We start from the raw sequence: 10,524 nt of genomic DNA, 5'->3' as shown, positions 1-10,524 counted from the left end.
GGTACTTCAGGCACATCTCGAACTGCTTGTTGCTGGAGTACTCAACGTCGACCGACATCAGGGTCACCGGAATCTCGGTGTGCCGCTGCAGGTAGGTGGCTACCTTGGTGGTGCCGTAACTGTCGCTCTCCGATTCCAGATGCTTGTCGACCAGGGCGGCCCGGACAGTGTTGAGTGCCCCGGACTCGCGCAGCGCGTCGAAGTCCCGGTAGCTGGCCGCCTGGACGATCTCGAACTCGTCCTTGAGCAGCAGCACGATCTCGTCCATCACCTGGTCCTCGACCACCAGCAGCTGCGGCTTGCCGGACAGCGCGCCACGGAGCTTCTGCAGCTTCCAGTCGTCGGGGAACAGGGAGGCGTACCGCCGCAGCGCGGTCAGCTCCGCAAGCCGGTCCCGCTCCCAGCCGTCGAGCAGCGCCACCAGCCGATCGTGCCCTTCGGCGACGGCCCGCCACACCGGCCAGGCCGGACTGTAACGGCGGGGGAGCGGGTTGCCGCGCCACAGTCCCATCAGCCGATCCGCCTCGGCCGGATCCGGAGCCCCCGCCGCTAGCAGAGCGACGCCGTCGGAAAACTCCCACGAATCGACCGTGACGCGGGACGTGGACTTCAGTCGATAGCACTGGTCGTCCTTGTACGGGGAAACCTGATTGTTGAGGGCCTTGCGAACCTCGGTCACCCGGCGATGCAGCGTGCCCTTCTCCGCTCCGCGGCCGACGCCCTCCATCGCCCGCTCCAGGTCAGAGCTGGTGATGCCCGCCGGGCCGCTGGCCGCGATCAGGATCAGTGTCTGGGCCTTGATGCCGGACAGATCGACGGCCCGACCGTCGACGACAATCTCCAGATCGCCGAGCAGGCGGACCGACAGCATGTTCACTCCTAGGATCAGCCCGAGCTAGAAGGTCAGGGCACCAGCAAGTTTAGGCTGTTCCGGGCCTCGTGCGATGGACTGAAGGTCCACAGTCGGCGGACTTCGCCGACTACGGCCCGTATCAAAGTCCGGGTTGAAGCCATTCATTGATCACGGCGAGGGAGAAGGGAGAGTGGCTTTATGACGGCGGGAGGGTTGGTCGTGGCAGGTAGCCACGGCACGGTGGCATTTGAGCCCGTTCATGCCGCACTCCATGGCCGTGACAGACTCGCCCCGTGAGGATCAGTCAGGCGAACGCGGACGACGTCGCAGACTTGGCCCGGCTGTTGTGGCTAGACACCCTTGATGAGGAACCAGCACAGCTGTCCGTAGACGCATTCGCGGCGGACCTCGCGAAGTGGTGGGCCGCTCACCAGGACTCGCACGTAGCATTCGTCGCTCGACTCCTCCGACCGGAGATCGTCGGCATGGCCTGGGTCGCGCTCGTACCCCGCGTCCCGAGACCTGGAGCGACAAGTCGGCTATCCGCAGACATCCAGAGCGTATTCGTCATGCCGAATCAGCGAGGCCAGGGGATTGGCTCGGCGCTCGTGGATGCTGCTTCGGAGCACGCGACACGCCTTGGGTCCCTTCGTGTGACGGTCCGTTCTGGCCGCAAGGCAGTGCCGATGTACCAGCGGCTGGGCTTCCAGTCGTCCCGACAGCTCCTGCAGCGACCGGCGGACTAGGGTGTCGAAATCGTCTACAGCCACTGGTTGATGGCGGCGAGGTGAACCGTGGCTTCGTAACCGATGCCGCCTCATCAGCAACAGGCGCTCCTGATCGTCAATTACGGCGACCATAGCCGACCGGGGTGCCCGAATCACGTACTGCTCGAAGCGGACCCCGTCCGGCAGTTCCACTTCGGCGATGCTCAACCGTGCCCGCAGGGTGCCGTCCACAACCCGCTCACCATGGATCGTCCACCGCGTCGACTCGGTAACCTGCTCCTCCGGTCACCCGGCCAGTATCCGACCAATGACGCGCCGAGGCTCTACCGCGCCTTGTCACGAGCTTTCGGCTGGACGTGTCACGGACCCGCTGGGGGACTACGGCCCGGAGTATCGGCGCCTACGGGGAAGCATGTCCGCCGCTGTACGAACCAAGATCGGGATTCAGCAACCTCACAGGGGCGGCTGAACTGGGGGAAGGGTGAGCCTGTCAGGGACTTGAATCCTGAACCCCTCCGATGGTCTGTGGATCATCTTTGATCGGGCGAATCGATGCCTTGACCTGGGCGAGGCCTTGCTTGCCTTACAGCGGTTGACAGCCCTTGTCGCCGTCAGTTGTGCCCGCCTTGTGCCTGATGATCTCGCTCGTCCATCGGTCGCTGTTCAGGTTCCGGGCTCGACCACGACCCTCGCCGGGGGATCCGTTATCAAGTTGTCGGCTGCCGCCAACTGATGGTGACTCGCGTCGCCGGCTGCTACCCCGCACCATGACCCGAAACTGTGCGCGCGTAGCCGGTCGATGCTGGTGGTCCCCGCTGCAACTCCGGACTTACTGCGGGTGCAGCACCAGCGGTTCGGGGCCGGGCAGGACCGCGGTGTCGGAACAGATCGGCTTTCGCTGTTCCGTTGGTCTCAGCCACCGCCGTGGCGACGGGCGAGGCCTCGTCGCCACGCACGGCGGAGTCAAACAGTCAGACCAGGCGGATGTTGGCGGCCTGAAGGCCCTTCTGGCCCTGCTCGACGTCGAACTCGACCCGCTGGTTCTCGTCCAGGCTGCGGAACCCGCTCGATGAGATGGCGGAGAAGTGGGCGAAGACGTCGGCGCCGCCGCCGTCCTGCGTGATGAAGCCGAAGCCCTTGTCCGCGTTGAACCACTTGACGGTGCCGAATGCCATGTCTTCTCCTTGGAGTAGCTGATGGAGCCGTGTACGGGCCCTCGGTTGCCGCCGCCGCTGGTCCGCAAGAACCGGCAGAACAAAGAGCGCCTGGCGGGTTAGGTACCCACCAGGCGCTGGCAAAGTATGCGGCAAACCAAAAGTTGCAACGCGGGCAGGCTAGCACGCGCAAGCCGCCCGCGCGGTGTCTTCGCTGTCAACGCTGACCGCGCCGGCTGCCAACCCGTGTGCCGGACGAGAACGCCGCGGCGCCCCGTGGCGGGGACGTGGTTTCCGCCGCACTCGCCCGACGACTTTCCGAGCCTGTCCCGCGCGCCGCGCTGGCGGTCGATCCGCCCGCGGCTGTGTGCGGATCCGGGCGCCGCGTGGCGCTGTGGCCTCGTCCGCTATGCGGCCTCGTTGTCGCTACGGGAGGCGTCACGAAGCGGCGCTCGCCCGGGGCGAGTTCGGTGAGCAGCGAGTCACCGGGGCCGAGGCGGGTGATCGTCGGGTTGATGCCGGCCTGGCGGGTGAGGTCGCGCACGTCGGTGACCTGGTCGTCGGTCATCAGGGTGACGACTGTGCCGCTCGCTCCGGCACGCGCGGTCCGCCCGGAGCGGTGCAGGTATGCCTTGTGTTCGGCTGGCGGGTCGGCGTGGATCACGAGCGCTACATCGTCGACGTGGATACCGCGCGCCGCGATGTCGGTCGCGACAAGTGTGCGGGCGTCGCCGGCGGAGAACGCCGCCAGATTGCGGGTTCGGGCGTTTTGCGCCAGGTTGCCGTGCAGCTCGACGGCGGGCACGCCGGAGGCGACCAGTTGACTGGTCAGCTTCTTGGCGCCCCGCTTCGTGCGGGTGAACACGAGCGTGCGCCCCGGGGCGGCCGTCAGGTCGATCAGGACGGGGAGCCGATCATCGTGACGCACCCGGAGCACGTGGTGGGTCATCGCGGCGACCGGGGACATCGCCGAGTCGACGCTGTGGGTGACTGGGTTGGAGAGGTATCGCCGCACGAGGACGTCGACGCCCGCGTCGAGCGTCGCGGAGAACAGCAGCCGTTGCGAGCGGGGCGGTGTTGTGTCGAGGAGTCGCCGTACGACCGGCAGGAAGCCGAGGTCGGCCATGTGGTCCGCCTCGTCGAGCACCGTGATCTCGACGGCGTCGAGGTTTGCGTGGCCGGTCGACACGTGGTCGGCGAGCCGGCCGGGACAGGCGATGAGGATATCGACTCCGGCACGCAGTGCAGCGACCTGTGGCCGCGCGCTCACTCCGCCGAAGATCGTCGCGGTCCGCAGCGACAGCGCGGTGGCGAGCGGTGCGATCGTTGCTTCGATCTGGGTTGCCAGCTCGCGAGTGGGCGCCAGGATGAGCGAGCGCGGGCGGCCGGGCAGTCGCGCAGACGTGGCGGCCGAGAGCCGGGCGAGGACCGGGAGGGCGAAGGCGTATGTCTTGCCCGAACCTGTGCGGCCCCGACCGAGCACGTCGCGTCCGGCGAGTGAATCCGGGAGCGTCGCGGCCTGGATCGGGAATGGCGTGTTGATGCCTGCCTGCTCGAGCGCGGCGACCAGGCGGCCGGGCACGCCGAGGTCGGCGAAGGAGGTGGGTGTGACAAGGCGTGTCTTGCTGGGGCGGCGTGCCGCCATGGGAGTCTCCGAACGTGGAAGGGGTCGCCCTGCACGGCGCTGACCGATTGGTCGCGGCGCGTGGTGGTCGACGTCAGATGCAGGCCGGGTCGTAAACCGGCGGGCTGCTTAATCAATTCTACCCACACCCCAGCCCAAGCCGTAACGATGGCTTTCTGGGTTAGGGTTCGGCGGGCCGAGCGAAACGGATCCCGGCGAGCGGCCGAATGCGCCCCGCGCATTTTCGGCACCCGGCTTGCATGTGCGAGCGGGTCGCGCCGTGGCGCGCCAAACTTGGAGCAGTTCTTGACTGATTTAACCGGGCATGACTCGAATTTGTTCCGTGAAGCATCGGGAGCAGATGAGCCTTTCGACCACACACCTGCCGTTGACGCAAGTTCGGGTGCGATGACCCGCCTGGGCACCCCGTTCCGTGTCGAGGGTGACGCCGACCGGAAGCCGAGGACCGGCGCCCATCGCCCGCTCGTTAGGCATCACGACGCCACGGAGCCCAGCCAGTAAGGGCTACCCCGCGTGTCGGTTCGACGCGTCGTAGCTACCGACGTCCTGTGCAGGTAGATCAGATGGATCAGCACATCTCACGTCTGGACCAGCAGGTGCGGCGGTGGCGCGACCGCCGCACCCATCGTGCCGCGGTCGGGGTGGTCGCCCAGCGCAACGGGGCACGGTGTAGGCCCTGCCCGTCTCGGCGCCGGCGATGCGAGTCGAACAGCTCATGACATGACCTGCTTGGGTCTGACTGGATGGCTGAGAGGTACGTCCGCCGAGCGGGTCGAGGGTGGTCGCCGTCGGTTGAATCGCTTCGATCGGTCAGTGAATGCGCTCGCCGGACATCCGCTCAGGAAGGCATGCCCGCAGGGTGAGGTGGCGTCAGCTGGAGCCGGGCGTCAACGCCTGGCTGGGACGCGCGCTGACCGGCGTCGACCCGCCCGTTCGGGTTCTTGGCGACATGCGAGGTTATGCCGCGAAGGCGGTGCCGGTTGCGGTAAGTGTGGAGGAGGAGGTGTCCGATGACGCTGCCGTACGCGACCTTGCCGGGCGACCTCGACCACCTGATCGCCGACGAGCACGTGGTGGCGAACCGCCTCTTCGAGCACCTCGAGGCCGGACGCGGTGACCGGCGCATGCTGGTCGACCAGGTGAGTTACGGCCGCGCCCTGCACGCCCACGCCGAGGAGGAGGTGTTGTATCCGGCGCTGGCCGAGATCGGCGCCGCCGCGGACGCCGAGGAGGGGCGGGGCGAGCACCAGGCCCTCAAGAGGCTGCTCGTCCTGCTCGACCATGCGGATCCCGGCAGCCGCGAATTCGAGCGGGCGCTGAACAAGCTGATCGGCGGTGTCCGGCACCACATCGAGAAGGAGGAACGGGAGTTCCTGCCGGCGCTGCGTCGGGCGGTGGGCGCGCAGGAGATGGGTCGGCTCGGCGAGCGGTACCTCGCCGCCAAGGGGTGGGCCCCTGCCCGCTCGCATCCCACCGTCCCGCCCACCGGACGCCGTCGCAGGCTCATGCTCGGTGCCGCCGGGTTCATGGACAAGGTACGCGACAGGGTATCCGGCCGCAGCAACGTCCTGTCGACCGACGCCTCCTGGCTGCTCGACACCCAGGCGCAGCGGATCCTCGACACCTGGTCCCGACTGGTCCTGGCCCCGTATGAGCTCCTCACCCTCGAGCAGGCCCGCCAGCAGCCGAGCCTCGCCGACGCGGCGATGGAGATCCTGCGGCAGGACGGGCGGCCGACGGACCCCGAGGAGGTCGGATCTGCAGCGGACGTCACCGTGCCCGGCCCGGGTGGTGATCTGGTCGTACGCGTCTACAAGCCGCTCGGCCAGACCTCCGATCCGGTGCCCGTCGTGATGTGGGTGCACGGTGGCGGTTGGACCCTGTTCACGAACGACGACTATGACGCGTCCTGCCGCGCCCTGGTCAACCGGACGGGCGCGATCGTGGTGTCGCCGGAGTACCGCAAGGCTCCCGAGCACGTGTTCCCGGCCGCCCACGAGGATGTGCTGGCCACCTACCGGTGGCTCCTGACCAACGCCACCGGGCTCGGCGGCGACGCGTCACACATCGCCATCGGCGGGGAGGGCGTCGGGGCGAACATGGCGGCTGCGACCTGCTGTCAGCTCAAGCAGGCAGGTGAGCCACTGCCCGTGGCGCAGGTGCTCGTCTGCCCGCTGACCACCACCGCCCAGTACGGCGCGTCCATGTGGGACGCCGCAGACGCCCGGCCGCTGAATCGTCCACTGCTGTCCTGGATGATGATGCACGCCTTCCGTGGCGTGACCGACAGCCTGAAAGACCCCAGGGTCGATCTGCTTCCGCTCTCCGTGCAGGGCCTCGCCGGTCTGCCGCCGACACTGATCGTCACCACCGACCGCGACGTGCTGCAGAGCCAGGGCGACGAGTGGTGCGCCCGCTTGGAGGCCGCCGGCGTGCGGGCCACGTCGGTCCGTTACGGGGGAGTGATGCACGACTTCTTCGGCCTTGCCGCGGTGCTGGACAAGGCCGCGCACGCCCAAGAGGAGGTCGCCCTGCACCTGCGTCAGGCGTTCGAGGCGGCCCCGGCCGCGCATCCGTTCGATGGCGCGCCAATGCGAAGGCCCAAGGTCATCGGGTGACGCTGGCTGCCATGCGGCGGATCGTCCAGCTGCTGGCCCCGCCCGTACATCGATATGTGGGTCGGCCCGCGGACGGTCCGCCGCCGGCGCCGTCGGGCGAACTGGTCGAGGAGGTCCGGATCCGGGCGGGCCTGGGCATCGTCGGCGACCGGTACTTCGGCAAGCAGGCGCATCGCGACGCGAGCGTGACCGTGATCGCGTAGGAGTCCTTGCCGCCCGGCGTTGATCTGGTGCAGGTCCGGGGCAACGGATATCGGCCGCCCCATGCCTCGGCGAACTCGTCGAAGGGGGCCTGCGCGGCCGCCTCGGTGGGCGCGGTGTAAACCGGCCGCAATGCCTTGGCGATAGCGTCCCAGTGTTGCCGGCCCGCATACCGGAACGAGGCTCTGAGCAGGTGGATGACACACGTTTGGACCACCGCGAGGGGCCAGGTCGCGGCGATCGCGTCGGGTAGGCCCTTCAACCCGTCGCAGACGACCATGCAGGCGTCGTCGACGCCGCGGTTCTTCAATTCGGTCAGGACCTGCAGCCAGAATTTGGCGCCCTCCCCGCCGTCACCCGCCCACAGGCCGAGGATGTCGCGGGTCCCATCGACCGTGACTGCCAGGGCAACGTAGATGGGCCGGTTGGCGACCTTGCCGTCTCTGATCTTGACTCTGTCGCCGATCTTGTGATGTGGACAGGTCCGTCGCCAACTCGGTGCTTTCGTTGATCATGTCCGGCGTGTTCACTTGTGGAGCAGTTACTGCCGCATCTCTCGCTTCTGTCCATCGAGACGGTTGAGCAGCGTGACGGCGTCGTGGTGCTGTCCGCGCGGGTCCGGGCGGAGACCGCGCGGTGTGGTCGGTGCCAGCAGCGGTCAGCCAGGGTTCATGGCCGGTATCAGCGCCGGTTGCGTGATGTCGCGATCGCCGGGACGGCGTTGCTGCTTGAGGTGCGGATCCGGCGGTTCCGCTGCGACAACAACACCTGCCCGGCGCGGACGTTCGCCGAGCAGATCGAGGGGCTGACCAGTCCGCATGCGCGATTGACGCCGGGGCTGCGGGGCGTACTGACGCAGATTGGTTTGGCGTTGGCTGGCCGGGCCGGTTCCCGGTTGGCGTTGGTGATCGGGGTCGCTGCCGGTCGCGACACGTTGTTGCGGTTGGTCAAGGCGTTGCCTGACCCGCCGAAGACGCCGATCACCGTCCTCGGCGTCGACGACTTCGCGTTCCGCCGAGGCCGTCATTACGGCACTGTGCTGATCGACATGGACAGCCACCGCCCGGTCGACATGTTCGTCGGCCGCGACGGTGACAGCCTCGCAGAGTGGCTGCGGCAGCACCCCGAGATCGAGGTGATCTGCCGGGACCGGGCCGGCGGCTATGGCGAAGGCGCCCGCTCTGGAGCCCCGCAGGCGGTTCAGGTCGCGGACCGGTTCCATCTCTGGCAGAACCTGGGCCAGGCGGTCGAGAAGACCGTCAACGCCTATCGGTCCCGGCTCGTCGCCCCGGCACCCTCGGCGGCGGACGACTCCATGCCCGCCGAGGTGCAGCCGCTACCCGAGAAGAAGATCGTGACCCGCCTGCGTGAACATCACGGCGCTGTTCACGAGCTCGCCGCACAGGGACTGAACAAGTCCGCAATCGGCCGCAAGCTCGGCCTGCACCAGGCCACGGTCCGCAAATACCTGAACGCGGCCAGCTTCACCGAGTTGACCGCCGTCACCGAGCAACGCGCGCACCTGGTTGACGACTACGTCGCCTACCTGCACCACCGCTGGAACGAAGGACAGCGCAACGCCACGCAGCTGTTCCGAGAGATCAAACAGCAGGGTTATCCCGGCGGAGAACTGGCCGTCCAGCGTTACCTACGCCGCTTCCGCAAAGGCCTCGGCCACGCCCCACACCCCGGCCCGAAACCGCCATCGGTGCGTCAAGTCACCTCGTGGATCATGACTCATCCTGACCATCTCGACGCCCGCGACGCGACCAAACTTCACGAGCTGCGCGGCCGTGATCGGGACATCAACCGGCTGGTCAAACACGTGCGAGACTTCGCGGTCATGATGACCGGCCGCCACGGCGACCGCCTCGAGATGTGGATCACCACGGTCGAAGTCGACACCCTCACGCCGCTGGCCGGGTTCGCCCGCAACCTGCGCCGCGACTTCGACGCCGTCCGCAACGGCCTGACCCTGCCGCACAGCTCCGGCGCGGTCGAAGGCAACATCAACCGCCTCAAGATGATCAAACGGCAGATGTTCGGCCGCGCCGGCCTCGACCTGCTCCGCAAACGCGTCCTCCTCGCGCACTGATCCCCTTCACACAACCGGCGACAGAGCCCTGATCTTCACGTGCACGGCGTCGAGGAAGATCACCGGGTAGACCGGGTCGAGGGGCCTGTTCTGCCACTCGGTCATGCCGTCGATGACCTTGTCGGTGATCGTGGAGATGGTCTGGCGTGACACGTCAGCGCCATACACCTCGGCCAGGTGCGCGGCGATCTCACCGGTCGTCAATCCCTTAGCGGACAACGAGATCACCATGTCCTCGACCCCGGTCAACCGGCGCTGCCGCTTCTTGACGATCTGCGGCTCGAAGCTGCCGTCACGGTCACGCGGCACGGTGATCTCGACCGGGCCGACCTCGGTCAGAACCGTCTTGCCGCGGGCACCGTTGCGCGAGTTGCCGCCGTTGTTGCCCGCTGGATCGCCCTTGTCATAGCCGAGGTGGTCGGTGATCTCACCGTCCAGGGCGGCCTCGATCACCCGCTTCGTGAGCTGCTGCAGGAGACCGCCGTCGCCGGTCAGCTGCAGGCCCGCTGCGCGGGCCTGCTCGACCAGGCGGCCGACCAACTCCGCGTCCACACCGTCCGCCGGCTTACCCACCGGGTTCTTCTTCTTCGCCACCGCGGAAGTATCCACGGCCATCGTCGTTTCCGTCATCAGGTGCCGCTCCTTGATCAGGAGTTACACCGTTCTTCTTACAGACCCACTGGCGCTGGATTGAGTGTCCCGGAGCGTGAGGCCTTCTCGGAGACGGACGCTGCCCGGCTGCTGCGGGTGGTGCAGTCGACGCTGCACTGCTGGCTGGAAGGGGACGAGCGTAAGGGGCGAGAGACAAACCTGTGCTGCGCACGGAGCCGTGCGGCGCCCGTTCGGTGACGTGGGCCGAGTTCGTCGGGGCCGGGCTGTTGCGGGAGTACCGACGCACCCACCGAGTGCCGATGGTCGAGTAGCGCGCGTTCATCGACCTGCTCCGCGAGCAGTTCGGGGTGCTCGTCCTCGGCGCTGGGCTGTTGTTGGTCCGGTCTAGCGAGCGGCCGCCACTGGTGGAACCAACCGCACCTTGACCCAACCATCGTGCGGCACCGCCCGGAAATACGCGCCAGACGTGCCGGTTATCGAGAGCGACGATCAATGCTCGTCCCGCGACCTTCGTCTCGCCTGCCCCTCAGCGTTACCGAGATCGGCATCGGGTCGCCTTCGGGGTGGGGCCACTCCAAGCCGTCCGGGTGGGGCCGGCTAAGCCCGTCAGAACCATGA

General features: G+C 67.6%; 5 protein-coding genes and 4 pseudogenes. 4 read left to right on the top strand and 5 right to left on the bottom strand.

Annotated features, from left to right (window positions below; all coding sequences use genetic code 11):
* The first annotated feature begins 1,146 nt into the window (after window positions 1-1,146).
* Window positions 1,147-1,599, top strand: coding sequence for a GNAT family N-acetyltransferase (locus GA0070607_RS34040; protein WP_089016367.1), 453 nt, complete (start codon window positions 1,147-1,149; stop codon window positions 1,597-1,599).
* A 60-nt stretch (window positions 1,600-1,659) separates the two neighbouring features.
* Here GA0070607_RS34040 and GA0070607_RS33120 read toward each other — a convergent pair.
* The 3 genes and pseudogenes from GA0070607_RS33120 to GA0070607_RS00340 form a co-directional block, all read right to left on the bottom strand.
* Window positions 1,660-1,830 (bottom strand): annotated as a pseudogene (locus GA0070607_RS33120) (NUDIX hydrolase); the annotation flags it as partial.
* A 722-nt stretch (window positions 1,831-2,552) separates the two neighbouring features.
* On the bottom strand, window positions 2,553-2,756 hold the full coding sequence (locus GA0070607_RS00345; protein ID WP_074308580.1) for a cold-shock protein: 204 nt from the start codon (window positions 2,754-2,756) through the stop codon (window positions 2,553-2,555).
* 196 nt (window positions 2,757-2,952) lie between these two features.
* On the bottom strand, window positions 2,953-4,380 hold the full coding sequence (locus GA0070607_RS00340) for a DEAD/DEAH box helicase (RefSeq protein WP_089016366.1): 1,428 nt from the start codon (window positions 4,378-4,380) through the stop codon (window positions 2,953-2,955).
* Window positions 4,381-5,390: 1,010 nt separating this feature from the next.
* On the opposite strand from GA0070607_RS00340, the gene GA0070607_RS00335 reads away from it, so the two are divergent.
* Window positions 5,391-6,998, top strand: coding sequence for an alpha/beta hydrolase fold domain-containing protein (locus tag GA0070607_RS00335; protein ID WP_089016365.1), 1,608 nt, complete (start codon window positions 5,391-5,393; stop codon window positions 6,996-6,998).
* Window positions 6,999-7,009: 11 nt separating this feature from the next.
* Window positions 7,010-7,198: pseudogene (locus GA0070607_RS00330) on the top strand (molybdenum cofactor biosysynthesis protein); the annotation flags it as partial.
* A 47-nt stretch (window positions 7,199-7,245) separates the two neighbouring features.
* Here the strand turns inward: GA0070607_RS00330 and GA0070607_RS00325 are convergent.
* Window positions 7,246-7,653: pseudogene (locus tag GA0070607_RS00325) on the bottom strand (transposase); the annotation flags it as partial.
* A 78-nt stretch (window positions 7,654-7,731) separates the two neighbouring features.
* Between GA0070607_RS00325 and GA0070607_RS00320 the strand changes: the two are divergent.
* Window positions 7,732-9,294 carry an ISL3 family transposase gene (locus GA0070607_RS00320; protein WP_231930679.1) on the top strand — a complete coding sequence of 521 codons (1,563 nt, stop codon included), beginning with the start codon at window positions 7,732-7,734 and terminating at the stop codon, window positions 9,292-9,294.
* A gap of 27 nt (window positions 9,295-9,321) precedes the next feature.
* Here the strand turns inward: GA0070607_RS00320 and GA0070607_RS00315 are convergent.
* Window positions 9,322-9,924 (bottom strand): annotated as a pseudogene (locus tag GA0070607_RS00315) (transposase); the annotation flags it as partial.
* Between the last annotated feature and the right edge of the window lie 600 nt (window positions 9,925-10,524).

It is taken from the genome of Micromonospora coriariae (assembly GCF_900091455.1).
GTDB lineage: Bacteria > Actinomycetota > Actinomycetes > Mycobacteriales > Micromonosporaceae > Micromonospora > Micromonospora coriariae.
This window is presented reverse-complemented; position numbering and strand designations above follow the sequence as displayed.